General features: G+C 57.4%; 19 protein-coding genes and 1 pseudogene. 14 read left to right on the top strand and 6 right to left on the bottom strand.

The window, feature by feature from the left end:
• The first annotated feature begins 89 nt into the window (after window positions 1-89).
• From HH212_RS22870 to HH212_RS22860, 3 genes are read left to right on the top strand one after another with little or no spacing between them, the layout of a single operon-like run.
• Complete coding sequence (locus tag HH212_RS22870; RefSeq protein ID WP_170204594.1) at window positions 90-503, top strand: hypothetical protein; 414 nt, start codon at window positions 90-92, stop codon at window positions 501-503.
• Window positions 500-1480 (top strand): ArdC family protein, encoded by a 981-nt coding sequence (locus HH212_RS22865; RefSeq protein WP_170204593.1) that lies wholly within the window; start codon window positions 500-502, stop codon window positions 1478-1480. The genes HH212_RS22870 and HH212_RS22865 overlap by 4 nt, the downstream gene beginning before the upstream one ends.
• Window positions 1480-1788: a hypothetical protein gene (locus HH212_RS22860; RefSeq protein ID WP_170204592.1), complete on the top strand. Its 309-nt coding sequence runs from the start codon at window positions 1480-1482 to the stop codon at window positions 1786-1788. Before HH212_RS22865 ends, HH212_RS22860 begins: the two co-directional genes overlap by 1 nt.
• Before the next feature lie 125 nt (window positions 1789-1913).
• Here HH212_RS22860 and HH212_RS22855 read toward each other — a convergent pair whose 3' ends face one another.
• Entirely contained in the window at window positions 1914-2717 is an 804-nt protein-coding gene (locus HH212_RS22855; RefSeq protein ID WP_170204591.1) for an HNH endonuclease, read from the bottom strand.
• Between the two features lie 505 nt (window positions 2718-3222).
• On the opposite strand from HH212_RS22855, the pseudogene HH212_RS22850 reads away from it, so the two are divergent.
• Both HH212_RS22850 and HH212_RS27635 read left to right on the top strand, forming a co-directional pair.
• Window positions 3223-4743, top strand: a pseudogene (locus HH212_RS22850) (AAA family ATPase); the annotation flags it as partial.
• 106 nt (window positions 4744-4849) lie between these two features.
• On the top strand, window positions 4850-5446 hold the full coding sequence (locus tag HH212_RS27635; RefSeq protein ID WP_255486854.1) for an AAA family ATPase: 597 nt from the start codon (window positions 4850-4852) through the stop codon (window positions 5444-5446).
• Window positions 5447-5909: 463 nt separating this feature from the next.
• Here HH212_RS27635 and HH212_RS22845 read toward each other — a convergent pair whose 3' ends face one another.
• Window positions 5910-6461, bottom strand: a complete 552-nt coding sequence (locus HH212_RS22845; protein WP_170204590.1) for a hypothetical protein — start codon at window positions 6459-6461, stop codon at window positions 5910-5912.
• Between the two features lie 557 nt (window positions 6462-7018).
• On the opposite strand from HH212_RS22845, the gene HH212_RS22840 reads away from it, so the two are divergent.
• Entirely contained in the window at window positions 7019-8908 is a 1890-nt protein-coding gene (locus tag HH212_RS22840) for a sensor domain-containing diguanylate cyclase (protein ID WP_170204589.1), read from the top strand.
• Between the two features lie 61 nt (window positions 8909-8969).
• On the opposite strand, the gene HH212_RS22835 is transcribed toward HH212_RS22840, so the two are convergent.
• Complete coding sequence (locus HH212_RS22835) at window positions 8970-9272, bottom strand: hypothetical protein (RefSeq protein WP_170204588.1); 303 nt, start codon at window positions 9270-9272, stop codon at window positions 8970-8972.
• Here HH212_RS22835 and HH212_RS22830 point away from each other — a divergent pair.
• Together HH212_RS22830 and HH212_RS22825 are read left to right on the top strand one after the other, a co-directional pair.
• The gene (locus HH212_RS22830; RefSeq protein WP_170204587.1) at window positions 9267-10043 is read left to right on the top strand and encodes an EAL domain-containing protein; all 777 of its coding nucleotides are present in this window, start codon (window positions 9267-9269) and stop codon (window positions 10041-10043) included. The genes HH212_RS22835 and HH212_RS22830 overlap by 6 nt on opposite strands.
• Window positions 10044-10273: 230 nt before the next feature.
• Complete coding sequence (locus HH212_RS22825) at window positions 10274-10765, top strand: hypothetical protein (protein WP_170204586.1); 492 nt, start codon at window positions 10274-10276, stop codon at window positions 10763-10765.
• 6 nt (window positions 10766-10771) lie between these two features.
• Here the strand turns inward: HH212_RS22825 and HH212_RS22820 are convergent, their stop codons facing one another.
• Genes HH212_RS22820 through HH212_RS22810 form a run of 3 tightly spaced genes read right to left on the bottom strand, consistent with a single transcriptional unit; the run spans window position 10772 to window position 13105 of the window.
• Entirely contained in the window at window positions 10772-11278 is a 507-nt protein-coding gene (locus HH212_RS22820) for a hypothetical protein (protein WP_170204585.1), read from the bottom strand.
• A 28-nt stretch (window positions 11279-11306) separates the two neighbouring features.
• Window positions 11307-12233: a hypothetical protein gene (locus HH212_RS22815; protein WP_170204584.1), complete on the bottom strand. Its 927-nt coding sequence runs from the start codon at window positions 12231-12233 to the stop codon at window positions 11307-11309.
• A complete protein-coding gene (locus tag HH212_RS22810) occupies window positions 12230-13105 on the bottom strand; it encodes a hypothetical protein (protein WP_170204583.1) in 876 nt (291 codons plus the stop codon). The genes HH212_RS22815 and HH212_RS22810 overlap by 4 nt, the downstream gene beginning before the upstream one ends.
• A 292-nt stretch (window positions 13106-13397) precedes the next feature.
• Between HH212_RS22810 and HH212_RS22805 the strand changes: the two genes are divergently transcribed.
• From HH212_RS22805 to HH212_RS22780, 6 genes are all read left to right on the top strand, one after another.
• Entirely contained in the window at window positions 13398-16916 is a 3519-nt protein-coding gene (locus tag HH212_RS22805; protein WP_170204582.1) for a helicase-related protein, read from the top strand.
• 176 nt (window positions 16917-17092) lie between these two features.
• A complete protein-coding gene (locus HH212_RS22800; RefSeq protein WP_229217419.1) occupies window positions 17093-17572 on the top strand; it encodes a DUF4145 domain-containing protein in 480 nt (159 codons plus the stop codon).
• 20 nt (window positions 17573-17592) lie between these two features.
• Entirely contained in the window at window positions 17593-20457 is a 2865-nt protein-coding gene (locus HH212_RS22795; RefSeq protein ID WP_170204581.1) for a DUF1156 domain-containing protein, read from the top strand.
• A 12-nt stretch (window positions 20458-20469) separates the two neighbouring features.
• Window positions 20470-23340 carry an ATP-binding protein gene (locus HH212_RS22790; protein WP_170204580.1) on the top strand — a complete coding sequence of 957 codons (2871 nt, stop codon included), beginning with the start codon at window positions 20470-20472 and terminating at the stop codon, window positions 23338-23340.
• A gap of 152 nt (window positions 23341-23492) precedes the next feature.
• Window positions 23493-23921, top strand: a complete 429-nt coding sequence (locus HH212_RS22785; protein ID WP_170204579.1) for a hypothetical protein — start codon at window positions 23493-23495, stop codon at window positions 23919-23921.
• Entirely contained in the window at window positions 23918-24742 is an 825-nt protein-coding gene (locus HH212_RS22780) for a hypothetical protein (RefSeq protein ID WP_170204578.1), read from the top strand. The genes HH212_RS22785 and HH212_RS22780 overlap by 4 nt, the downstream gene beginning before the upstream one ends.
• Window positions 24743-25493 lie beyond the last annotated feature (751 nt).

The following is a 25493-nucleotide window of genomic DNA, read 5'->3' as shown; positions in this document are numbered from 1 at the left end:
GGGCGCCGTCTAGCGGTTGGATGGCCGGGGCATGAGCTTAGCCAGCAATTCGCGCGGGGCCCATGGGGGCTCGCGCAGCGGAGAGAAAAATGGCGGGACGAAAGCAAAGAAGCGAGGCGGGCGATGTCTTCGACGAGCGGGACGAAGATTGCGGATCGAGGTTCGGCCAGGGCTGGCCTATCCCGGCGCGGTCCGATGACATGAGGCGCATGAGCGGACAAGAGCGCAGCCGCGTTGGAAGCGACAAGCTCGCGGCGATCCTGGCGAGGCTCAAGACGCTCTGGGCCACGCAGGCCCGAGGCCGGCGGGTCTCGAGGCTTGATGGCGGGACGATTTTCACCGACGCCGAGTGGGCGGCTCTTGGGGACTGCTCCCTTTTCGCCAAGCTGGGCGAAGACGACGAAGGCGGCGGCGCGCCGACTCAGGCGTCGCCGCCATCCCTGGCGTTCGAAGGCCGCGCCGCGGGTGATCGTTCGAACGACAGCGCGCGAGGCCAGCAATGAGCGCGCAAAGCGAAGCTCCGGCTCCTCGCGTCGACGTGAAGTCCGACATCGCGCGGACCCTCATCGACGCGATGGAGCGCGGCGACACGCCTTGGCAAAAGCCATGGAGCTCGCAATCGCTGCGCCCTGTGAATCCCACCTCAAACAACGCCTACCGCGGCATCAATCGCATTTTGCTCGCGCTCTCCGGGCGCGACGATCCGCGGTGGATGACGTATCAGCAAGCCCAGGCGAACAAATGGCAAGTGCGCCGCGGCGAAAAGGGGACGCAGATCGTCAAGCTGGTGGAGCTGAGCCCTCGCGAAGCGGCGCAAAGCGGCGCCGACGCGGGCGGCCAGGCAGCCGAGCAAGGCGGCGAGGAGCGGCAGCGCGCGTTCGCGCTCAAACGCTACACGGTGTTCAACGCCCAGCAGATCGACGGCGTCCCCGAGCTGCAGGCGGCGTCGGGGTTGGAATTCGATCCGATACAGCGCGCCGAGGGGGTGATGGCGGCTCTGCAAGAAAAAACGGGCTTGCTGATCGTGCACAAAGGCTCCCAAGCTTGCTACCTTCCCGAGCTGGATGAAGTGCGCTTGCCGCCGAAGAAAAAGTTCAACAGCGTCCACGATTATTACTCGACCGCCATGCATGAAGCGGCGCACAGCACGTTGCATGCGAAGCGGATGGATCGCAAGGAAGCGCTTGCGAAGAAGTGGGGCGACGACGCTTATGCCGTCGAAGAGCTGCGCGCGGAAATCTGCTCGGCGATCTTGGCGGCGGAGACGGGCGTGCCGGTGTCGCAGGCGCACATCGACAACCACGCCGCCTACCTCAGGCACTGGGTGAAAGTCGTGGCGGCCGATCCCATGGCCATCTTCTCGGCGGCCAAGGACGCGGACCTCATGGCCGCCTACATGCTTGGGCTGGAAAAGCAGCGGACGGGCATGGCCGAGCACCAGGAGTGGGTGGAAGAATACGACAACGCGAGGAGGGCGTGATGATTTTTCAACGAGCGAAATGCGCATGTTGCGGGGAAGCGATGGAGGCTTGCGTCTGTCGCCGGCTGACATGCGTGGACGTCGCCGAGGGCGAGGCGTTGACGTTCGTCGACGGCCACGACGACGCCATCTTGGGCATGGCTGACGTGGAGGGCGAATGGCGAGTCGTCTACGATCAAGAGACGATCGTTCGCAAGCTGATGGCTCGCGACGCCATGGACCGGCAAGGCGCCGTCGAGTTATTTGAATACAACATCGAAGGAAGCAAAATAGGGTCGGCGCATCCGCTCTTTTTGAAGGCCTGTTGATTCTGTCCTGCATTCGACGCAAACGCCATCTTCAAAAGATGGCGTTTGCGTGTTTGGTTTCACAATGTGTGGATTTGACAAATGATATGAATGCGATCTTCTCTCCAAGTGAATATCTGGAGACGCTATTTCTTTAAAATTTCCGAAAGATGATCTTTCAATTCTTTCGCAGTCATTAATGGGTTGATCCGGTGCAGCATGCGATGGCAGTTTGAGCAAACGAGCTCAAAGTCTTTTGCCCCAACACGCTTGGGAGCTTTGCTAGACGAAATTGGAATGCGATGATGAGCTTCAATAAAACCTACTCCGTCTTTGCCATAAACTTTCGCAAAGTCAAAACCACATGCCTCGCACTCGAGTCTGCCAGTAGCTTTAAAACGCTTGGCTTTGGCGAGCTTCACTGCTGGATTGCTGCGCTCTATTTTTCTGTGGAGAAAGAATTTTTCAGTTCCCTCAGGGTAGTGTTTTTCTTCATCCCCGCTTTCGTCAATCATGCTCGGGGCTGGCTGAGATAGTTCTGGACGTTGGATATCATCCCATATCGATATCGCTAGATTTCCTTGTGGAGGCATGCGGCCCCCTAAAAATCGCTTAATCTCAGCATTGATGAGCGCCAAGCGATGAAAGCGCTTTACATGAAACAACACTCTTCCAAATTCGGATTCTCTTTCGGGATCAGCTTTCAGAACGCCTCCGAACAACTCGCGCGGATATCCTCCATTGCCACTTGCGCTGGGTAGCAAAATAAAGATCGCATCTCCTTTTTTGCCGCGGTCTTCTCGAAAAATCCAGTGCCCCGATTGGTTTTTGTCAATAAAATATTGATTCAATTGATGATTTTCAGGTTTTCCAGTCACCAAAAAAGCGCGCGGACAAGCTGAAAATCGCTTGTCATCCCTATATGCTTGAATGTTACGTGGAACGCTCATAGAAAAATCCTTTTTATATGAAATGCAAGTCCGAGGAGTTCAAATTTTCATAAGGTCCTGGATTCGACGAAGCGAAATTTAGCATATTTATTTTATTATATTTTGACGGTCTTATCTCATAGCTTCGAAGTATTTAGGCTTAAATTTCGACTAGCGAGCAGGCTATGCCGTGCTGGCGAGGGCCATGGGTCCCGCCGTTGTTGTGGGGTTGAAGCCGCGAGGCAGCCCGTGTGACGAGCGCCGTTACAGCATCTGCGCGCTGGTTATGTCGACATGTTCATCACGGCCCATGGACGATCAAACGATTAGGCCCCAGAGGCGCAGGTCGCGATGCGGTGATCGGGCTTTCACGCGGCGCGGATGCTTAGCTCACAGGCGAAGTTGTTGAGAAATATCGCTGCGTTGCTTAAAACCATCGCTTTTGAAAATTGATAATGCTTGGTGTTTTATCGGAAACTGTTTCGGTGTAGGATTTAATTTCTCTACAACGACATGTTTGCGCTCGATGATCGAGACCCTTGAGATTGACCAGGTGGCGACCTACGCCAAGCGCGAAACGATGGCCGGGCTCAAAGACATCAACTTTGTCTTCGGAACCAACGGCGCCGGAAAGACCACTATCGGAAGGGTGGTGGCTAACAGGTTCAAGCCTGAACATGCGAAGTGCTCGATCGCTTGGCGAGACGGGATCGAAATGCAGCCGCTCGTCTACAACCGGGACTTTGTGGACGCGAACTTCAGCCCGGAAGGCAACCTCAAAGGCATATTCACGCTTGGCGAAAAGGACATCGCCAACGAGCTCGCGATCAAGGCGAAAAAAGAGGAGGTCGACCGCTACGTCAAGGACATCGCGCAGCGCGCGAACACGCTTGGGGACCTCGTTCAAAAGTCGGGCAAGGCGCAAGAACTTGCCGACTTGGAAGCCGAATTCAAAGATCAGTGCTGGGCCCAAAAACGCAAGCACGACCAGGTCTTTTCGGAGGCCTTTGCTGGCGTCAGGAATGACGCGGCCAAGTTCAAAGAACGTCTATTGATGCAGCGTCAATCCAACACGGCCGAGCCGCAAACGCTCGAATACCTAACGGGGCGCGCGGCCACCGTGTTCGGCGAGGCGCCACAGCGGCAGGTCAAAGTTCCGACGCTGGATTTTGCGCGCATAGTCGCCTTGGAGGCGGACCCCATCCTCGCGAAGAAGGTGGTCGGCAAAGAGGACGTGGACATCGCCGAGGTGATCCACCGGCTCGGCCACAGCGACTGGGTCAAAGCTGGCCAAGCGCACTTTGAGAACAGCGCGCCGAACTGTCCGTTTTGTCAGCAAGCCGCGCCTGAGGGGCTCAAGGCCAGCTTGGAGAGCTATTTCGACGAGACGTTCGAGCGAGAAACCAAAGCGATCGCCAACCTGCAGGCGTCCTACGATCGCGAGAACAAATCGCTTTTGTTCGCCTTGGATGCCATTAAGCAGTCGACATCAACCTTCTTGGACAAGGCGGCGTTTTCGTTGGAGCAAACGGTGGTCGATGCCAAGCTTCGGTCCAACGCCCTCATCTTGGTCAACAAGCGAAAAGAGCCAAGCGCGCCTCAACAGCTCGAGTCGCTCGCGGACCCTTTGGCGGCCATCTTCGACTTGGTCGAGGCTGCCAACGCCAAGGTGGCCGAGCACAACCGGATTGTGGACAGCATCGGCTCAGAGAAGACGAAGCTCGTCGCTCAGGTTTGGCGCCACATCCTCGATGACATGGCCGTCGATCTTGACTCCTATGGCCGCAAGAAGAGGGCGATCGAAGCGGCGATAGCCAGCCTCAAAAGTCAGATCAAGATCGCCGAGGACGCGAAGGCAAAGTCAGAGCGGGAGCTGCGCGAGCTGGAAAAGAAGGCCACCACCGTTCAACCCACGGTCGACTCCATCAACGATTTGCTCAAGTCCTTCGGTTTCAAGACGTTCACGCTGGCGAAAGCTGGCGACCAGCCGCATTACAAGTTGGTGCGGCATGATGGCAAGGACGCGAAGCATTCGTTGAGCGAGGGCGAAAAATCTTTCGTCACGTTCCTCTACTTCTACCACTTGATCAAGGGTAGCGACAGCGAGAGCGGCGCGGGACCGCGTCGTCGTGTTCGACGATCCGGTGTCGAGCATGGACAGCGACGTGCTCTTCATCGTCAGCAGCCTTATTCGCTCGCTGTTCGACGACATGAAATACGGACGCGGCTACGTCAAGCAGGTGTTCGTATTGACCCACAATGTCTACTTCCACAAGGAGGTTTGCTTCGCGAGCCCCGCGCGCAAAGGCGCGGCAAAAGGCGGCAAAGAAGCTGTGCGCAACCTGGCGCGCAGCTACTGGGTCGTCCGCAAATCGGCGACTGGAGCGCGGCTCGAATGTTTCGCCGAAAACCCGGTCAAGACAACCTACGAGCTGCTGTGGGACGAGGTTCGCAAGGACGAGCGCAATCCGCTGACGATCCAGAACACGATGCGAAGGATTTTGGAGCACTATTTCAAGATCCTTGGCGGCGTGGACTTCGACGAGCTTTGTGAGAAGTTCGACGGCCGAGAAAAGCTGGCGTGCCATTCGCTGCTTTCGTGGGTCAACGATGGCTCCCATTTTTCCCACGATGATGCCCACTTCGCGTTTGGCGAGGAAGCGATCGACGATCAGGTCGAGATTTTCAAGAAGATTTTTGAGCGCGCCGAGCACTTGCCCCATTACGACATGATGATGGCGCGGAAGTGAGCGTCCTTACCGCGGGGTGGTGGCTTTCCGACTACGCTAGGCCATCCTGGGTGCCGACTATGTCGGCCAACAGGAGTGGAAAGCAAAAAAGCGCGCATCGGCGATTGTAAACGCCCAAGAGTTGCGCTATGTTGGACAGGCAAATATTGGAGCGTGACGATGGCTAAACCGCGAACGAAATCCCCCTGTTTTGGGCAGCTTGTATTCTTTGAAGGCGTCGAAAAATCCGATTTTCGCCCCAGGCTTGCTCGGATTGCATTGAACTTGGGAGGATGTCAAGACGATTATCCAATCGACTTGGGTGATGTCGTGCGCCGGTTGCCATGGCGAGAATGTCAGTCTGTGTTGGCTTTGGCGTCTCTCGCTGCCAGCGCCCCTTTTGAATGGTCCGCCTCGCAAAAAGAATTGCTCATGAGTTGGGCTGCGTAGCAGTCCAACTTCCTAAATGTCGTTGTCAATCGCGTTAGAGCTTCGGCTTCGCATTGGAATCGGCATTGGCTTCCGCGTCTGCCATTTTCATAAGCTGGCTTTGGACGTTCTCAAGAGACATGTCGAATACCTCGTATTCGAAGCGCAATTCCTCTTCAAATCGGGTGTTGTTGACCTCCTTGCTGATCTCCATGACCGCTTCCCACACCTTTGTTCTTTCGGCTCGATCTTTCAGCCTTTGCTCCAGCATCTTAACGTCATCGTCATGCCCCTCGATCGCTTGAAGATAACTCGAAAGTCGTTCTAGGAATCTTCTTGATGAAGGCCCGCTGACCAAATGGATCCCCTGCAAGTCACGTTCAATGTTCGGCAAGCTAGAGAGATTTGGATATTTTTCTAGCAATTTTGCGAAGACTTTTGGCCAAGCTAAGAGGCGAGCGCAGTGGACAGCAATGTGGAGACTGGGAAATCCTGTCCGGCATGCGGCGTGAATGTATTGCAAGATGCCAAATGGAATGAGCGAAGCCCTCTCAATTTTCAGATGATTTAATACATAACGTTCGCAATCGGTGGACGGAAAATCCATGTTTTTTCCTTATTCTTGAAGTTAGATGCGTTAAACATCCCAGGGAGTGTGTATCCGACATTTCTCAAGTTTGTCATCATATCTCAAGGGATGCGTGTGGAGGCGCTGCGGCGGAGATATGTTCGGCGATCCTCACATCGGAGACGCCGTGCCCATGTCGCAGGCGCCATATGGCAACAGCGTTCTCTACCTAAAACTGGATGTCTGCTCCTGCGGCCGCCTGGCATGTTTGGATGTCGCCGACGGCTAGGCGTCGCGGTTCGTCGACATGGAGAGGAGTGGCGCGTCGTCTACGATCAAGCGTCGATCTTCCGCAAGCTGATGGCTCGCGACGCCTGGACCGGCGTGGCGCCGCCGAGTTCTTCGAATACAACATCGCCGGGCTCGCGGCGCGAGCGCCGAGGCCGACCTTCATGCGGCTCACAAGGCGCGGCAAAATTGATGAAATCACTCGGCCTTGAAGGCTTTGTATCTTGCGCTCATTAATTTTCCTTGAGCATATGATGATAAAGTGATCTCAATCCCGATTGCGGAAAGAGCGCGAGCGGGGAGCTGGCGTGGAAGATATACATCGCGGGTTTTATCAATTTCGCCAAAAGCTGTCGGTGGGCTATGCGATCCTGGCCGGCCTTTTGGTGTCCTTGCTCGCGTGGAAAATCAGCCAAGCCGACCAAGCCAGCAGAGATTCCGAACTCGCCATGACCGGAGTGATCGCCCGGTCGATGGCCGCCCATGTCGCGGATTTGGTCGAGGCGGCGGACCAGCCGCTACGCAAATGCGTGGAGAAAATCGGGGAGCTGGACGCTTCCGAGATCAAGCCCTCCCAGGTCGGCGCGCTGCTGTCGTCGACCATGGGCACCGGGGATTCTCGATTTTGGTTTTTCTATGTGGACGCCCATGGCGTGGGCTTGGCGTCGAGCAACGGCTTGGTCATGGGCGCCACTTCATTCGCCGACCGACCTTACTACGCGCGGCTTGTCGCGTCGCGCGGCGCCGATTACTTTGTCGGCTCGCCTTTGGTGGGGCGATTGAGTGGCCGCCGGGTGTTTTTTTTGAGCCGCCCCGTCGTGTCCAAGTCCGGCCAGACGCGTGGAGTGGTCGTCGCGTCGATCGACGCCGCCAAAGTGGCCGACGTGTTCGATTTGGCCCGCTTGAACCGCGACATGTCGATCACCATGGCCGCGACCGACAAAAAAATCATCGCCCGCGCGCCGCTGTTTGAGCAAACATTTGGGTTGGACGTCGCCAGCGCCGTGAATGACATGGGACTGCTTGGATGGAACGGAAGCCTCGAAACGGTGAGCCCGATCACGGGCGACCGCCGAATCTTTTCTTACGCTCGGGTGGGAAGCTTTCCCATGATCGTGGGCGTGGGGCTCGCCCGCGAGCCGTGGTGGGCCAAGATGCGCGGCGATTTGGGCGTGGCGGTCGTGGCGCTTGCCTTGCTGTTGACGGTCGCCTGGCTCAGCGGCAAGCTGGCGCTGCTGCGGTTTTGGCGGCTTGAAGAGCTCGAAGCCGAACAGCGGGCGCTGCTGGCCGACATGGGCGAGGCGCGCCGAAAGCTCGAAATCAGCGATCGTCGCCTGCGGGCGATCATGGATAACATGCCGGCGCTGGTGGCGTATCTGGACACGGAAGAACGTTTTGTCTTTCACAACGCCGCGGATCAAAAACTCACTCGCTACCCTTCCAGGACGGCTCAAGGAAAAACCGTGTTGGAGGTGTATGGCCCCGAAATCTACGCGACGCTTCGCGGCGACATTCGGCAAGCCTTGTCCGGGCAGCGCGTCAAGGCGGAGCGTCGATACGTGGACAACGGGCAAGAGCTTTTCTTCAAACATTTTTACGAGCCCGATTACGACGCCCATGGCAACGTGGTGGGTTGCTATGCGATGGTCACCAACATCACCGCGTTCAAGCAAACTCAGCGGCGCCTTTGGGCCCTCAACCGCGTCGACGATCTGACCGGCTTGGCCAATCGGGTGGAGCTTCGGGAGCGGGTCGAGGAAGCCTTGGCGCGTTGCCGCCGCGCCGGTTGCGCCTTGGGGTGCCTCTACTTGGACATCGACAAGTTCAAAGAGGTCAACGACACGCTAGGCCACGCGGGCGGCGACGCGGCGTTGGTCGAATTCAGCCGGCGGCTCAAAGATTGCGTGCGGCAAACGGATTTGGTCGCCCGCTTGGCCGGCGACGAGTTTGTGATTTTGCTCGAAGGCCTTGAGCAGCCCGCGGAGGCCGAGCGGGTGGCCGGGAAAATCATCCAGGCCATGGAGGCGCCATTCGATCTCAATGGAACGCCGAGACGTGTGACCACCAGCATCGGCGCGGTGGCTGCGGATTTGGTCAACGACAATTTCGAGACCCTGCTTCACAAAGCCGATTTGGCGTTGTATCGCGCCAAACGGGGCGGAAGAAATCAAGCGGTTGGCCAAGGCGCCGCTGGCTGACTCGTTCCGCTGTCAGTGTTGCCTTCGCCCATGCTAACAGCGAAGACGCTCGGCCAACCTTTCAAGCGGCGGACAAAGCGCTCGATCGAGCCAAGCGACTTGCCCGAGACAGGATCGCTTGCAATGAAAGCGCTGTGGCGGTAAGCGGCCAATAATGCTCAGGCATTTCGGTGGATCGTCGTCCAATGTGTCGAGCATTTCTCAGTTTTAAAAAAATGCCATTGTCGATTTGGCTTTCCGGTAAAAAATTCATGTGACTTTTCGCATACACGCTCCTGTCCTCGATCTCCTCAAGAGTAGAATCAATTTGACTTTGCGCAATCTGGCGCAAGCCACGATTGGAGCGCTGGAGGACGTCATGCATGTGGTCAAAGCTCGTGTTTTTGGTCAAGGCGAATGCGGCAAATGCGGGGACGACATTCCGCGCATTGGATTCGAGTTCGCGTTTCAACCGATTGTCTCATTCAAAGCCCAATCCATTTTCGCCCACGAGGCGCTGGCCAGGGGAGCGCAAGGGGAATCGGCGGATTCGGTGCTCGGGCAATTGACCCCGGAAAACCGATATCGATTTGACCAAGAGTGTCGAACTCGCGCGATTGAGCAGGCGGCCGCTCTTGGCATGCCCGAATCGCTGTCGATCAATTTCATCCCCAACGGCGTAGCCAATCCTCGGGCCTGCATTCAGCGGACCTTGCGCGCGGCCGCCAACTGCGGCTTCGCGCTGTCGCGTTTGATTTTCGAAGTCACCGAAAGCGAAAAGGTCGCCGATCCTGAGATGCTCGTGAGGATTTTCCGAGAATACCGAAAGCTTGGCATAAAGACCGCGATCGACGATTTCGGCGCTGGATACGCGGGCCTGAATCTCTTGGCCCGCTTTCAGCCGGACATTGTAAAAATCGACATCGATCTTATTCGCGACGTCGACTCCAACAAGACCAAGCAAATCATCGTTGAGAACATCGTCAGCCTTTGCTCCAAACTCAACATCGTTCCGCTCGCCGAAGGCGTGGAGACGTTCGACGAGCGCGATTTTCTTTTAGGGATCGGCATCGATCTGATGCAAGGATTCCTTTTCGCGCGGCCGGCCTTCAAAGCGATGTCGCCAGTCGATCCCATCGCATGGTCCACCCGTTAGCGAGTCTGCGAAATCGATGCGGGAGGAGGCGCTTTTGATCTTGGGTTTCTCTGGCATGACGTTCGGCTCGCCCAGCGTTCCCATTATCGGCCCTGACGCGTTTGGCAAAGCGAAAAGCGAGCAGGATCGGCCTCTGGACATGGACGCTTCGCTATAATCCACATCGCTAATGTGGATGTGCATGTCGGGATGCGATGGAGATATTGATAATTGACGGAGATCGGGACGTCTTGGAGACCCTCGGCGAAATTGCGCGCGCTCTTGGGCATGCGGCATCAGGCTTGGCTGTGTGGCGGGACTGTTTCGCACACGGCAAGCCAGCTCAGATGGGATTGCCGCTCCGCCAAGATCCCTGGAGCGGACTTGCGCGCGCCGCAAGCTGGCGCTATACGAAGCAAGGTCACCCTTTTTTTATCTCGGAGCTAGGCATGCCAAGCGAAAAATCGTCTCACTGTTTTGTCCAGTTCAAGTATTACCAGGGCTGCTCGGCAGCGGGTCGAAATCGTCCCTTGCTTGCCCGCATAGCTCTCGCCGTTGGCAACAAAATGGACTACGCAGTCGACGTTGGTTCGCTTTTTCGAGAACTCAACTGGGATGAGTGCCAACTGGTTCTAGCGTTGATGTCCTTTCGCTCCAACACCGCCATTTGCTGGCGCGATGATGAACTGCGCGTGCTGGCGGATTGGGCTGAGGAAGAAAACGAATCGCCAACGCCTAGATAATGGCGGTCAGTTCTTGGGCTTGAAGCTGTTTTTCTTGCGGAGGGTGGCTTCCAATCTTTTCTCGTCGACTGATGGGTCATTCAAAAAATCTGCTTCGGCCTCAAGCAGAGTCAGTTCAGAAAACTCCATGTCAGGAAGTGAGCGCAAAGCGTTGACAACCTTCCAAAATAACTCAACGCGCTCCAAGTAGTAGGCAAGGCTTCCTTGTCCATTTTCAAGGCCGTGTTTCAATGCTTCGGCCAACTTTGCACGGAATTTATCGGAGAGCCCATCAGCTAAAAAAATACATTGGAGCTCCTCCATGTCGCTTGCAGTGATAACCGCTGGACCAACAAGCCTTGCGAGGACCGATGGCCACTGGTAAAGACGATAGATTTTTTTTGCCGCAATTTCCGTATTGTCCGCATAAACATCTTGCATGAAGTGCTCTAAAGCCGTCGGCAACACTGAAGGTTTTAGGCGAAGCAGTTCTTCCTTTACTACTTCATATGTAAGTGGCTGGGGCTGGCTCATTGGAATCCTTTGCTATCGCGTTGGTCAATCACTGAGGGCGTATTGTCGGGAGCGCCCAATCATAGATCTCAGAGGCGAGCCCGGCTGGCGAGGGAAGGCTAACCACTCGAAAGCCGTCGCGCTCCAACTTCCACTCGTGGTCGGCTATGACTTCGGTGATGCGGCGGTATTCTTTGGTGGGCAGAGTTTCCGGCTCTGGCAGAAGAAGGAACAAGCCAATGTCATGGAAATCGTGGACTCTCGCATAGGTCGTCAAGTCGCGGCTGGTCTTTAGCAGGTTCAACTCGACGCTTTGGGCGGTTTTGTAGACGGCCGATGCCACGCTGCCGCACGCGCGCTCCGTCAGCAGGTTCAAATCCAAGAAGTGCGTCACTCCACCTTGATCAAGAAGAAGGCCTTGGTTGTCGGACCGCGCGATTTTCTCAAAGTCCATCTGCGCGATTTTTTTAAGCTCGGCGTTGACCAATTGACGCGCGCGCGGCGTGTCGATCGACTCAAACTCTTTAATTTTCTTGGCGTCGGCTTGCCCCATTACGACCACCTCGTCGAACAAACGCTCGACCGTAGCTTCGTGGTCGTCGCCCGACGTGAAACTTGGCGTGGATAGGCTCAGCGCGCTCGTTTCGAAACGCATTTCGGCCAGTTGGGTCTTCGACTGCGCCGCGACCCGCAAATTTTGCTCCGCATGCGCGAGGATTTCCCGGGCTGATCGCTGGGAGAATCGGCCTTGGTATACGCAATCGAATTTGCGGAAGTCGTCGAGGAGCTTGAAGTGCAGCCGGCCGCCTGGCGACTGGACGGCGACGCCCACGGTGAACCGCTGGGGCACGAAAACATCCGGCTGCAGTTCGACGGTCGCCCAAGCTCCGGTGAACGATGGCTTCGGAGGCTCCACGGCCAGGTCGCTCAAATGATCGAAACCCCCAAGGCCCGAAAATACGTTGTTTTGACTCATGCGATCACTTTCAGGTTGTCGGCCATCCAGCCCGGCGCCGATCGCTCGCGAAGCAAGGCGGTGATTTCGGAAAAGAGCTCAGGCCCTTGGGCGGGGAACAGTCGAGACAAGGTCTCCTCAATGTCGGCTTCGGCGTCGACCAACGCCGCGCCATGCGAAGCCGCGGCCGCGGCCATGTCCAATTGGAAGCGTTGAAAATCGGCCCCGGCCAGCGCCGAGCGCGCGTTTTCAAGCAGGCTGCGCTCTTCCCAGCTCATGCCGCACCTCAGCCACAACAGGTCGTGCAGCAGCGTCTCGTGATCGATCGCGACGTAGCCGCCTTTGGACGAATGTATGACGTTGCCAAAATTCCTGTCGCGCAGGTCGCTCCATTGATCAAAGGCCGCGATCTTGCGCGCGTCCTTGCTGCGCAGGCAAGCGGAGCGCGCCAAGAAGAACTTCATCTTGTGAACTTGCCTCACGGAATTGCCGGCCACGATCTCACTGCACCAAGCGGGGGCGAGGGAGGCCTTGTCGTATTCCGACGGTAGCGGCCCGTGTTGACGCAAAGCGTCAACGGGGACAAGAACGATCGCGGCAAAATCTGGGCAGGGAACCGCGGCGGCGCGAGCGAGCAGCCAACCTATGGCTTCGCACAGCAGCGCGGGTGTTTGGGGAGGCAGCAGCTTCACGAAGCAGTCTCGCAATCGGCCTTGGGCGTCCCCGATTTTCGCCAAGTGCGTGGTTTCGTTGATGCCAGAACTGGTTGGCTTTCCTCTGTATTCGCGCCATGCTGATGGGCCGAGAATTTCTAGTTTCATGTCGAAGCCAGAGCGCCCTGGCCAGTGAAGTTTGTTGACAAAGTATATATCAACATAATCATTGAGCTTCATTAAAAATGACGACGAGGCCCAATCGAATCGCTCCGAAATTGCAGACTGCACGCACTTTGTAACGTGCTTGACGAAGGGCGGGCATTCCGACTGGACTTCGATGAGCTGCCAGCATTCATGCCATTGCCTGCAGGATGCCGGGCAGAGCAGCGCTCTACCCATTCGCGAGACTCGTTCAGCTCTTCAAGCTGGCTCGCGCAAATTGCTATAATGGTGGGTTTGTCAGTCCAGCGCAAAACTCGATCGCCTCGCCGCGTCGACAATCCCTGGAAATTCGCCACTGAAAGTTCCCATGAAACTCGAATCGATACTCAAAGGCGCTGTGATCTCCGGCATCGTCCAAGGAGAGGTAGCGCGCGTTTTTAGCGTTGACTGGCTGGGAGACTCACTTTCCGTCGTCTACAAAACCGACGATGGGCGGTTGGGCGAACGCGTTCTGTTTAGAGCTGACGAGCCTAGCCTGTCAGTGGCGTTAGCCGAGCGGCCATGGAGCTTCGACGCCAATGGGGCGGACTTCAAGTTGGCGGCAGAGGCCTACCGAATCAATTTGGCCCACTTGTTCGACCCCATGATGGCGGTCCACACCTCGAATGTCGCGCCACTTCCGCACCAAATTACGGCGGTTTATGAATCAATGCTGCCTCGCCAGCCGTTGCGTTACGTGCTCGCCGACGATCCCGGCGCCGGCAAGACGATCATGGCCGGCTTGCTGATCCGCGAGCTGCTTATGCGCGCCGACGCAGTCCGCATTTTGATCGTCGCCCCAGGCAGCTTGGTCGAGCAGTGGCAAGACGAGATGGACGAAAAATTCGGCCTCTCGTTCGCCATCTTCTCCCGCGATCTGCAACAGCAAACGCGCAGCGGCAATGCGTTCAACGATTGCGACTTGATGGTCGCCCGGATCGACCAACTCGCTCGCAACGATGAGCTTCAAGAAAAAATTCGCGGCTCGCAGTGGGATCTGGTGGTGGTGGACGAGGCCCACAAGCTCTCGGCGACGTGGTATGGAAAGAAAGTCAACGAGACGAAGCGCTTTAGGTTGGGCCAGTTGCTGGGCAGCGTGACCCGACATTTCCTCTTGATGACGGCCACGCCACACAATGGCAAGGAGGAGGACTTCCAGCTCTTCATGTCGCTGCTCGACTCGGATCGCTTCTACGGGAAATTCCGAGATGGTGCGCATCGCGTAGACGTCACGGACCTGATGCGTCGCATGGTCAAAGAAGACCTGCTCAAATTCGACGGCACGCGCCTGTTTCCGGAGCGCAGGGCCTATACCGCGAACTATCAGCTCTCTCCTTTGGAGCGCGAGCTCTACGACGACGTGACCACCTACGTCAAAGAGGAGATGAACCGCGCGGACAAACTCGACGGCAAGCGCAAAGGCACAGTGGGCTTCGCCTTGACCGCCCTGCAGCGCCGCTTGGCGTCGAGCCCGGAGGCCATCTATCAATCCATCAAACGGCGCCATCGAAAATTAGTGCGCCGGGTTGAGGAGGAGCGGAGCCAAGGCCGCTTGCTTTCGGCAACGATGGCCGGCCTCGACTCGGAAGACATCTGGGACAGCGAGGACGAAATGCCGGCGGGGGCTTACGAGGCTTTCGAGGAGGAGGTCGTCGACCAGGCGACGGCGGCGCAAACGATCGCGGAACTGGAAACCGAGATTCTTACCTTGGCCAAGCTCGAAGTCCAAGCGAAGGAGCTTGCGAATTCCGGGCACGACCGAAAATGGGAAGAGTTGCGCGAATTGCTTCAGAATACTCCGGAAATGTTGGAGGCCGACGGCTTGCAGCGAAAGCTGATCATCTTCACCGAGCATCGCGACACGCTGAACTATTTGGCCGACCGCATCCGCGACCTGCTCGGAAGCTCGGAGGCCGTCGTCATGATCCATGGCGGCGTGACCCGGGAGGCCCGCCGGGAGGTTCAGGAGCTCTTCCGCAACGACAGGGCCACGCGCGTGCTGTTGGCGACGGACGCCGCGGGCGAGGGCGTCAATCTCCAAAACGCCCACCTCATGGTCAACTACGACCTCCCTTGGAATCCGAACCGCCTCGAGCAGCGGTTTGGCCGCATCCACAGGATTGGGCAGACCGAGGTGTGCCATCTGTGGAACATCGTGGCCGCGGAGACGCGCGAAGGCGACGTGTTTCAGAAGCTTTTCGACAAGATCGAGATCGAGCGCGCGGCGCTAGGCGGACGCGTGTTCGACATTCTGGGTGAAGTTTTCGAGGGGCGCAGCCTTCGGGAGTTGTTGATCGACGCGATTCGGTTTGGCGAGGACCCGGCCCGCAAGGAGCATCTGCGCGAGGTGGTGATGAGTGCGATGGATCGGGAAAAACTGCTGGCAATTTTGGAGCGCAACGCGTTGGCCCAAGAAGTCATGGGGCCGCAGCGCCTGTTCGCGTTGAAGGAGGATATGGAGAAGGCCGAGGCCCGCAAGCTTCAACCCTACTTTATTCGCTCATTTTTCGCGCAAGCGTTTTCGCGCTTGGGCGGCGAAGTGCGTTCGCGCGGAGCGAATCGCTACGAGATCACGTTCGTGCCCGCGCTGATTCGTGAGCGCGACCGCCAACTTAAGAACAGGTCCCGCCGCAGCATGAATCCGGTCGTGACGAAATATGAGAGGATCTGTTTCGACAAGGAATGCATCCGCGTGGAAGGCAAGGGCAGCGAGCCGGCCGCCGAGCTGGTGCACGCCGCGCATCCGCTCATGTTGTCAATCGTCGACCTAACCTTGGAGCAGCACCGCGCCAAGCTCAAGCAAGGCGCGATCTTCGTCGATCCCAACGACGAAGGCATCGAGCCAAAGCTGCTATTTTTCATCGACCACTCCGTCAAGGAGGATGGCGAGGCGGGCGAGGTTGCGTCTCGCCGTCTGCAGTTCGTGACCATCGACCAAGCCGGGACAGTGCGCAGCGCCGGTTGGGCGCCGCACTTGGACCTCGATCCGATCGACCCGATGGACAAGGCTTTGGTCGAGCAAGAAATCAGCGCCCCGTGGATCAAGAAAGATCTGGAAGCTGCGGCATTGGCCCACTCGTCGGACCAACTGGTTCCCGAGCACTTCGACGAGGTGAGGCTGCGGCGCGAAGAACAAGTCGACAAAAACTTGACCGCGATTCATGAGCGGTTGGTTAAAGAAATTGACTATTGGACCAACAGCCACGAAAAGCTGCGAAAGGACTATGCAGCGGGCAAGGAGGTGCGGCTTTCGCTGGAAAACGCTCGCAGGACCATCGACGAGCTGTCGGTGCGTCTAGACGAGCGATCAAAAGAGCTGCGCTCTCAGCGGCACGTCGTGTCGGGCATGCCTGTCGTGATCGGCGGCGCATTGGTGATTCCGTCGGGATTACTGGCGATGAGGCGCGGCGAGGCGGAAGGCGCCCGGTGGACGGCGGACGCCGCGGCTCGGGCCCGCGTCGAGCGCGTCGCCATGGACGCCGTCAATAAGGCGGAGGTCGCCTTGGGTCATGAGGTGATCGACGTCTCCGCGGAGAAGTGCGGTTGGGATTTGACCGCGGTCATTCCAGCTGGAGGCGACAAGCTGCCATTGGCTCGCCACATCGAAGTGAAAGGGCGGGCCAAAGGCCAATCGACCATCACGGTGACGCGCAACGAAATTCTCTACGCGCTTAATCAGGCGGATAAGTTTCTGCTTGCGATCGTGATCGTCGACGGAGAGGGCTTCGAGGGTCCGCATTATGTGCGCAACCCTTTCACCCAAGAGCCAGATTGGGCGGTGACCAGCGTGAACCTCGAGCTCGATCAGCTCTTGAAGCGCGCAGTGGCGGCGGAGGACTCGTTTTGAGCGCGGAGTCCAATTCAAAAATTATCTGGTCCCATTGCAACGAGTGCGGGCAGGATACAAAGCATCAGATAGTCCACAGGGCTACCCGGACGCGGTCCCATGACGATGGGCAGTATTCAATTGAAGCGGGGTCCACTTGGACCATTGTCCAATGTGGCGGATGCGAAGAGGTCGCCATGCGCCGAGTCGAATGGTGCTCCGAAGACTGGCCGGGAGAGACATATGAACCGACGTTCTTCCCGCCTCGGGTGTCCCGCCGCAAGCCTGCTTGGCTGGGGCGTGACGGAGTGGAGTCGATCTATGTCGGGATGCTCGATGAGGTCTACGCCGCTCTGCACGCGGACAGCAGAAGGCTAGCGATGATGGGCGCCCGGGCCGTCATCGACGTCGTCATTGGGCGAGCCGTTGGAGATCAAGGCAACTTCTCAAAGGGGCTTGACGCTCTGGAAAAGGGGGACCTGATTGGCAAACGCGACCGGAAGATTATCGCGGCTGCAATCGACGCAGGGTCCGCCGCGATGCACCGCGGCCATCAGCCCACTGTGGACGACCTCAACGTGGTCATCGACATCGTTGAACGAATGATTCAGGCGGAAATTCTGGAAGCCAAAGCGAAAGAGCTTGCCGCGACCACGCCACCAAGAAAACGGGTTTAGGCCCAATAGAAGCAATCGCAATGCAGAATGTAAAGACACCTAAAAAGCTTATTGAAGTGGCGTTGCCGCTGGATGATATCAACGCCGCCTCGGCGCGGGAGAAGTCGATTCGGCATGGACATCCATCCACCCTTCATCTCTGGTGGGCCAGGCGGCCACTGGCCGCGGCCAGAGCTGTAATATTTGCGCAGATGGTCAACGATCCGGGTGGGGATCGCGGATACGCGCCCGGTATGACGAAGGCGCAGGCGCAACTCGAACGAGAGCGGCTCTTCGGAATCATGCGCCGGTTGGTCACTTGGGAAAACACTAATGACGGGACCGTCTTGGCCGAGGCGCGTGCTGAAATTATCAAGAGCTGGGTGGAAATTTGCGAACAGAACAAGTCGCATCCACAGGCGCGCGAACTTTTTGCCCCGGCTCGCTTGCCAGCTTTTCACGATCCATTCGCGGGGGGCGGCGCTTTGCCTCTCGAAGCTCAACGGCTTGGGCTGGAAAGCTTCGCTTCCGATCTTAATCCGGTCCCAGTGCTGATTAATAAGGCAATGATTGAGATTCCGCCTATTTTCGCGGGCCGCCGCCCTGTGGGCGACCCATTGCCGTCCGACCAGCAAATGGATTTGTCTGAGAATTGGGCCGGGACGGCGGGTTTCGCCGCTGATGTGCGCCGATATGGCGAATGGGTGCGAAGTCAAGCGTTGGAGTGCATAGGTCATCTTTATCCGTCTATCGACCTGCCAAGTGAATTGGGGCGCGGAAAAGCCACGGTGATCGCGTGGATTTGGGCGCGCACAGTGCGCAGCCCCAATCCAGCCTTCGGCCACGCCGAGGTGCCGTTGGCGTCGACATTCATCTTGGCGAGCAAGCCCGGCAAAGAAGCATATGTCGAACCGGTCGTGGACGGAGACTCCTACCGTTTCGAGATCAGGTCCGGCAAGCCGCCCGCGTCGGCCAAGAGCGGAACGAAAGTGCCGGGCAAGGGCAGCGGGTTTGTTTGCATTTTGTCGAACACCTCAATTGACGGGAAATACATCAAAGAAGAGGCCCAGGCTGGCCGGATGGGCGTCAAGCTTCTGGCGATCGTGGCGGAGGGGCAGAGGGGCAGGATCTACCTCCCGCCCTCGGAAGAACATGAGAAAACGGCGCTGCAAGCTAAACCAGAATGGGTGCCGACGCAGGAGCTTGTGGGGAAAGCCAGGGACCAGATGCCGCTGTATGGCATGAACACATTTGGCGATCTTTTCACTTCCAGGCAGGCGGCCACGCTGAGCACGTTTTCCGACCTAATCCACAAGTCTCGTCAGAAGATCGCCGTGGACGCGGCCGCCGCTGGCATGGACGACGATCCCACCCCGCTTCGAGACGGGGGCAGGGGAGCCGTGGCCTACGCTGAGGCGATCTCGGTTTATTTGGCGTTCATCGTGGAAAAAATGGCGGAGACCCATTCCTCGCTATGCACTTGGAGCAACGCCCCAAAAAACGAGCTGGTGGTGAGCACCTTCCGCAGGCAAGCGATCGCCATGACTTGGGATTTCGCGGAGTCGAACCCCTTCGCGCGATCAAGTGGAAGCGTGGAAAAAATTACGGAGGCGATTTGTCGCGTGCTTCCCACTTCAATACCAGCTTCCGCAAGTGGGTCGAGCTCGCAGGCCAACGCGCAGGCCCAATCGATCACGGCGGGCAAAGTCGTCTCGACTGACCCGCCCTACTACGACAACATTTGCTACGCAGACCTGTCCGACTTCTTCTATGTATGGTTGAGGCGAACTTTGAGGCCGGTGTTTCCGGACTTGTTCGCCACGCTGTCCGTGCCCAAGCTAGAGGAGTTGGTTGCGAGCCCGTATCGGGAAGATCTGAAAGGCCAAGCGGAGGAGTATTTCTTGAGCGGGATGACAAGCGGCATGCGTCAGCTCGCAAAACAAGCTCATCCAGCTTTTCCCACGACGATCTATTACGCTTTCAAACAGTCCGACACGACGGATCTTGGCACGGGCAACACGGGGTGGGAAACCTTTCTGGAGGCTGTGCTGCAAGCAGGCTTTGCCATCACGGGAACGTGGCCTATTCGCACCGAGCGGGACGCGCGCTCGATAGGCATCGGCGCCAATGCCTTGGCATCGAGCATCGTCTTGGTTTGTCGCCAGCGCGAGGCAAACGCCCCATCGATTTCAAGGCGAGAGTTTCTGCGCGAGCTCAAAGAGCAACTTGCCGAAGCGATCGAGGTGATGATCGGCGGCTCCGAGGGGGTTTCCCCCGTGGCGCCGGTCGACTTGGCCCAAGCGGTCATTGGGCCTGGCATGGGAATTTTTTCGAAATACGCGGCCGTTTTGGAAGCTGACGGGACCGAGATGACTGTTCACACGGCGCTGACCCTCATCAATAGAATGCTTGTGGAGGGAGAGGACGACTTCGATAGCGACACTCAGTTTTGCATGAGCTGGTTTGACGAGCAAGGTTGGGCGGCTGGGGATTTTGGAAAGGCGGACGTCTTGGCGCGGGCGAAGGGCACGAGCGTCGAGCGAGTGCGCCAAGCTGGAGTGGCTTTGGCTTCAAGCGGCAAGGTGAAACTGTTGAAGCCGCTCGAATATCCTTCCGATTGGCTGCCGGAGAAAGACAACAACACCCCTGTTTGGGAAGCTCTTCACCAGCTCATTCGGGCCCTAAGAGCGCATGGAGAGGCTGCAGCCGGCTCGCTTCTGGCCAGGATGCCGCAAAGAGCGGAGCCCATCCGCAATCTCGCCTATCGCCTATACACGCTGTGCGAGCGCAAGGGGTGGGCCGAAGACGCGCGGGCCTACAATGAGCTGATCACATCTTGGGCCAGCATCGACGCCGCTTCCCACGAAAAGGGCCACATTGGCTCGCAAGCCGACTTAGATATTTAATGGAGTAGACACATGGCGCTTAAGCCTTGGCGAGAAATAGCCGTTCCGCACGAAGATGTTTTGAAGGGAACGTTCCAGCAAGCGGAGTTCGCGGCGGATCTTTCCCGCGTTCACCAAGGCACCGCGACGGCCGAATACCAAGACGCGGAGCTGTTCTTCCAACGCACATACATCACTGAGGGCATGCGGCTGTTGCTGGACTCCGTGGTGAAGCGCTTGGCCGGACGCGGAGGCGATCCGGTCGTGCAGCTCCAAACCGCTTTTGGAGGCGGCAAGACCCATACGCTGCTGGCGGTCTATCACCTCGCGCGGGGGGATACGCCTGCCACCAAGCTGCAGGGGGTTCCCCCCATCCTCAACGCGGCGGAGATTACGGAGCTGCCCAAGGCGCGTGTAGCGGTCCTCGATGGCGTCGAACTCTTGGGCTTGGCCAGCAAGCCCCGCCTGCGTGACGGAGTCGCGGTCAAAACGCTCTGGGGCGAGCTAGCGTGGCAGCTCGGCGGAGCGGAAGCCTACGGGTTGGTCAAGGAGGCCGACGAGAGTGGCACGGCCCCGGGCAAGGGCGAGTTGACCGCTTTGTTGTCGGCGCAGGCTCCGTGCATTGTGCTTGTCGATGAGTTGGTGCGCTACGTCTCTCAGTTCGAGGAGGGCAGGTCGCTCTCAGGCGGCACCTACGACACCCAGATCTCATTCGTTCAAGCGTTGACTGAGGCTTTCAAGGCTGTGCCCAATGCGATTTTGTTAGCATCGCTTCCATTTTCGGATCGCGAGGCGGGAAGTCAGCAGGGCGTGAAAGCTTTGCGGATGTTGGAGCATTGGTTTGGCCGCGTCCAAGCTCTCTGGAAGCCGGTGGCGACCGAGGAGGCATTTGAGATTGTGCGCCGGCGGCTTTTCGCCAAGGTGAGCGATCCGTTGGCCGCCGACGAGGTGTGCAAAGCGTATGCGGATCTCTATGCTGGGAACGCCGGCGATTTCCCCATCGGGACGCAAGAGGCGAAATATCTGGAGAGGCTGGAGCAATCCTATCCTATCCATCCTGAAGTCTTCGACCGCCTTTACGAAGACTGGTCGTCCCTTGACAATTTCCAGCGCACGCGCGGCGTGTTGAAGCTGATGGCGAAAGTAATCCACAGGCTTTGGACCTCGGGAAACAATGACTTGATGATCCAGCCGGGCTCCCTTCCGCTCTTTGATCCCGACACTCGCAACGAGGCGATTTACTACTTGGCGCCGGGTTGGGATCCAGTTCTCGAGCGCGACATTGACGGGGACCGGGCCGAAACCACGGAGATGGACAACGCGAAACCCTTGTTCGGAGCCATCCACGCCTGCCGGCGCCTCGCCCGGACAGTGTTCTTGGGCTCCGCTCCCGACGCGGGTGTAGTTGGTGGAGCCAAGCACCATCGCGGCGTCGAGCTCGAGCGCGTCTTGCTTGGCGCGGCCCAGCCCGGGCAAGTTGTTGGGCACTACCGGGATGGGGCGCGGGCGTTGGTCGATCGGTTGCAATACTTGAACAGCGCGAATGGTCGCTTCTGGTTCGACGTCCGTCCGAATCTGCGGCGCGAAATGGAGGACCGCAAGCGGCGCTTCGACCTCAAAGATCACGTCTACCCGTTCATCAAGGACAAGCTGCGCTTCGCGAACGGCGTGTTTGGGGGCGTCCACGTGTTCACACCGTCCGCCGACGTGCCCGACGACTGGTCGTTGCGGCTGGTGGTGTTGCCGCCAACGGCCACTTTCGCTCGCGCGGCCCAGTCCCCTGCGATTGACGCAGCGTCCTCCGTGCTGAAGGCGCGCGGCGAACTGCCGCGGCAGAAACAAAATAGGCTGATATTCCTGGCTCCTGACGCGGACAGCGTTCCACGTTTGAAAGACCAAGTCACTTCGGTGCTGGCTTGGTCCTCCATCGTCGCCGACGTCAAGGACGACCGGCTCAATTTGGACCAGCATCAGAGCAAGCTCGCCTCTCAAAGCTTGGAGCTGGCCACAGAGGCGATGGGCCGAATGGTGCGCGAGACCTACAAATGGCTTTTGGTTCCCTCGCAAGAGGCGAGGCTGGGCAAAGGGGTAGGAGACGTTCAGTGGGACCATTTCCAAGTCAACCCATCGGCAATCAACCGCACGGAAGAGATTGAGAAAATCCTTAGGGAGCACGAGTTGCTCATCGCCGAGTGGGCCCCAGTCCATCTTTCAAAAATGTTGCACGCGTGGTTCTGGAAGGATGCCCCTGCAGTGGGCGCTCTCGATGTGTGGCAGAAAACTTGCTGTTATCTGTATCTTCCACGCTTGCGCGATTCGGAAACCTACCGAGCGGCGATCAACGCGGGCGTGCATTCAAGAGATTTCTTTGGCATAGCGTATGGCATCGAGGACGACCGATATCAAGGCTTCCACTTTGGCGAGCGTGCCATCGCGATTCTTGACGAGACTCTTTTGCTCATCCAGCCGGCCATAGCGTCCGGGTTTGCGGCCCAACTGGATGAGGAAGACGCGGCTAGGCGGGCTCGCTTGGAAGAGAAGACGCCTCGCTTGACAGGAGACGGACCGCAAGGGCAGTCGCAAGGCGATGAGGGAGGCGAGGAGACGAAACCTGTTGGAAAAGGCGCAGACGCTTCGGAGAGCTCCAAGCCTTCGGCCAGCGCGCCAGCAGTCAAAAAGACGTCGTTTTTTGGTTCGGCCGAGCTTGACCCGGTGAAGGCCAAGCTGCAGTTTTCGGACATCGCGGAAGAGGTGCTGATGCTCTTCACGCAAAAGCCAGGCGTAAAGGTGAAGGTGTCCATCGAGATCGAAGCCTCGGCGCCAGATGGCTTCGACGACCACACTGTGCGCGCTGTGTTGGAAAACTGCGATCAATTGAAGGTGACGAAGCGCTCATTTGATTGATGCAATCCAGAAAGCTTGCGGGGATGATCGGCATGGCGCGCCGTGCATCGCCGCTCAGGTCGCGATGCGCAGGCATCGAGTGGAACCTCTTCGGGCGCGCTCATCGCGAGCGCATTCGGAGGGGCCGAGCCAGTTTAATTTTAGGAAAAATAATGAACAACGATGTGAAGCTTATTGAAGCGCTCAGCGCGGTAGCAAACGATTACTGGAGGCCCGACTCACCGATTTATTTGTCCAACATCCCTCGAATCTTGGACAAAACCCTTTCCAATTTCAGAGAGATTTTAGGGGAGCGATCCCTGAAAAATTTTGCGAAAGCCACGGAAAATCAAGGTCGCTATGAAGTGGTTGAACATCCCACGCAGAGTTCCAGGGTAGTGTTGGCGCCCGCGGGAAAAGGATTCAAGTTTGAACCGCTCGACCCCACTCCCGTGGCACCTGCCGCCCCGGTGCATGCCAGGCGGCCAAGAACTAGGGCGAAAACCTTGGATTTTTTGGACTGCCTGGCTCTTCTGCCTGAGCATGAGAGGTCGCAAGTAGTGATTCCTGTTGGAGTTATGGTCAAATTGCTTGAAAAATGATGCAAATTCTGCTGTGTCTCGTATCGGACAACAAACCCGCGCGCGATATGGTGATGTCCGCCAAAAGCGCGCTCGTTCCGCACACCTTCCGCAATACTGAAGCGTTCAAGAGCCTGAGGGCCGAAATCGAAGTGCGCGCCATAGAATTCGGAGCCGAATTCGCGATCGAACAGTTCATCCTGAGCGAGTTGGACAGATGGGACGGCGTGTGTCTGCTCACGGATAATTTGGCGAGAATGTCTGCAAGGCTCCGAACGTCTTGTTTCGTTGGCGAAATCAAGGCAGAAGTTGAAATGAGTGCGCTTACTGCGATCGCGGTGAGGACGCTGTCAAACTATTTTCGCTTGCTGCCGCATATGCTCGACAAGGGCAGTATGCAAGCCCTCGCTTTGCCATTAAACAATTTTGACGCTGATGAATTGAGAAAAGTCGCTTACTTGTGCGCTTCAGAGGGCACCGACGATCTGTTTTATAGAAATTTCGCAAGCCTGTTGGCGCGACTGATGAAGCGCAATGGTCCCCGGCGGCCTAAACATGGGCAGCCAAAGAAGTATTTTCAAGATGATCAAAAAAAGCACTTCGACTATGGGCCTGAAGACCATGGCCAGTTTGACACCGGCGCTCCCCACACTCCGCTTTGCGAAATTTCCGGCAACTTTCGATTCGGATGGAAAATACCGACGAAATACCATTACAACATGACGAAGGCCTACAAGGACCACACGCACATCAAAGGGACGTTCTTGGGATGCCACTGGCAAGAAGTGAAGATCGTTGGACAAACACACGCGAACATCTTCGCGAACGATTTTCAAAAGTAGAAGTGAAGAAGCGGGGCCAATCTCCCATTGGCAACCCGCTTTTCGGCTAGCAGCAAAAACTTCACTGTTTCGGTTTACGGTAGACCTTCCGAGCTTTGTGTGCCGCATCGGCGGCGCTCTCTTCAGCTTCGCATAAACAGACCCTACTGGCCGCTTCCGCGTTAGATATCTTAACGCGTTACGGGTAAAGAGTGCAGATCTAGCGTTGGAAGGATAGCAGATAGGCCGCGCAATGTCAAAAAATACGCGCCTTGGCGTCGCGTTAAGGGCGGTAGAAGGCAGTCCCCCCGGCGGGTGTCGGCGAGGCGCGCTGGCTGGCTGAAAAGTCGGTCATGGAGGCAATCCGTCCGATTATTTTGGAACCAATTTGGCAGCCAATAAACGACTCCTCGACATGACCCAGTGGAGCCAGCATCGACCATGGCGTCGCGCTCAGTTCAACCACACCCTTAACTCAACGCCAAGAACATCCGCAGCCGACGGACGAGGGGACTGACGGGGGACTGTCCACTCTGGAGGCAAAGGGCATTGGCGCCCTGTAGTATGTAAACTACATTAGTTTAAATTGATGCGCAGGTATTGCTGCATTACCGATGTGCTACTTCTAACCATTAAGGTCGGGTTGATCTTACCTCAACGCGCCTGGAATTTTACGTGGGATGCACACCCGTATTTTGTGTAGTCAATTACGTGACAACGAATTCCACAAATATTCCACCAAAATGATATTATTAGCCGGCGCAAAAAGCAC

The organism is Massilia forsythiae (assembly GCF_012849555.1).
Classification (GTDB): domain Bacteria; phylum Pseudomonadota; class Gammaproteobacteria; order Burkholderiales; family Burkholderiaceae_D; genus Telluria; species Telluria forsythiae.
Note: the sequence above shows the minus strand (reverse complement) of the source record. Positions and strands in the feature narration are given on the sequence as shown.

Excerpts from the sequence above, each read along its gene's own strand:
- HH212_RS22870 (WP_170204594.1), top strand. The coding sequence starts at position 90 with ATGGCGGGACGAAAGCAAAGAAGCGAGGCGGGCGATGTCTTCGACGAG.
- HH212_RS22865 (WP_170204593.1), top strand. The coding sequence starts at position 500 with ATGAGCGCGCAAAGCGAAGCTCCGGCTCCTCGCGTCGACGTGAAGTCC.
- HH212_RS22860 (WP_170204592.1), top strand. The coding sequence starts at position 1,480 with ATGATTTTTCAACGAGCGAAATGCGCATGTTGCGGGGAAGCGATGGAG.
- HH212_RS22855 (WP_170204591.1), bottom strand. The coding sequence starts at position 2,717 with ATGAGCGTTCCACGTAACATTCAAGCATATAGGGATGACAAGCGATTT.
- HH212_RS27635 (WP_255486854.1), top strand. The coding sequence starts at position 4,850 with ATGGACAGCGACGTGCTCTTCATCGTCAGCAGCCTTATTCGCTCGCTG.
- HH212_RS22845 (WP_170204590.1), bottom strand. The coding sequence starts at position 6,461 with ATGGATTTTCCGTCCACCGATTGCGAACGTTATGTATTAAATCATCTG.
- HH212_RS22830 (WP_170204587.1), top strand. The coding sequence starts at position 9,267 with ATGCATGTGGTCAAAGCTCGTGTTTTTGGTCAAGGCGAATGCGGCAAA.
- HH212_RS22835 (WP_170204588.1), bottom strand. The coding sequence starts at position 9,272 with ATGCATGACGTCCTCCAGCGCTCCAATCGTGGCTTGCGCCAGATTGCG.
- HH212_RS22820 (WP_170204585.1), bottom strand. The coding sequence starts at position 11,278 with ATGAGCCAGCCCCAGCCACTTACATATGAAGTAGTAAAGGAAGAACTG.
- HH212_RS22815 (WP_170204584.1), bottom strand. The coding sequence starts at position 12,233 with ATGAGTCAAAACAACGTATTTTCGGGCCTTGGGGGTTTCGATCATTTG.
- HH212_RS22810 (WP_170204583.1), bottom strand. The coding sequence starts at position 13,105 with ATGAAGCTCAATGATTATGTTGATATATACTTTGTCAACAAACTTCAC.
- HH212_RS22805 (WP_170204582.1), top strand. The coding sequence starts at position 13,398 with ATGAAACTCGAATCGATACTCAAAGGCGCTGTGATCTCCGGCATCGTC.
- HH212_RS22800 (WP_229217419.1), top strand. The coding sequence starts at position 17,093 with ATGCGCCGAGTCGAATGGTGCTCCGAAGACTGGCCGGGAGAGACATAT.
- HH212_RS22795 (WP_170204581.1), top strand. The coding sequence starts at position 17,593 with ATGCAGAATGTAAAGACACCTAAAAAGCTTATTGAAGTGGCGTTGCCG.
- HH212_RS22790 (WP_170204580.1), top strand. The coding sequence starts at position 20,470 with ATGGCGCTTAAGCCTTGGCGAGAAATAGCCGTTCCGCACGAAGATGTT.
- HH212_RS22785 (WP_170204579.1), top strand. The coding sequence starts at position 23,493 with ATGAACAACGATGTGAAGCTTATTGAAGCGCTCAGCGCGGTAGCAAAC.
- HH212_RS22780 (WP_170204578.1), top strand. The coding sequence starts at position 23,918 with ATGATGCAAATTCTGCTGTGTCTCGTATCGGACAACAAACCCGCGCGC.